Annotated in this window: 1 protein-coding gene; it reads left to right on the forward strand. The window is 46.5% G+C overall.

Translation table 11 applies throughout. From position 1 onward, the window contains the following. The coding region (locus ACLWS4_RS37860) for a substrate-binding domain-containing protein (RefSeq protein ID WP_416876553.1) at positions 1 to 248 on the forward strand (248 nt) is incomplete at its 5' end. Positions 249 to 372 lie beyond the last annotated feature (124 nt).

The raw sequence follows: 372 nt of genomic DNA on the forward strand, positions 1-372 counted from the left end.
TGCGGGAGGCATTGGCAAGAGGGAAAAAAATTCCCGATGGACTGCAAATCATCGGCTTTGACGATATTCCCATCAGCCAGCTTGTAAACCCTGCGCTTTCTACCATTCATCAGCCGGCTTATGAGATGGGAATGGAAGCTGCCAAACTTTTGCTAGATTGTATGCATCAACAGACAAATTTGAAAAAGAAGATCAAACTCCCGATTGCATTTAAAGACAGGGAAACAACAAGAAAGGCAGGCGGATAAAATGGTGCAAATTACAGTGGTCGGAAGCATCTCAATGGATCTTGTCGTGACGGCTGACAGAAGGCCACAGGCAGGAGAAACCATTTTGGGGCACTCATTTAAGACGGTGCCAGGAGGAAAGGGA

It is taken from the genome of Kitasatospora sp. SC0581 (assembly GCF_048159585.1).
Classification (GTDB): Bacteria; Actinomycetota; Actinomycetes; order Streptomycetales; family Streptomycetaceae; genus Kitasatospora.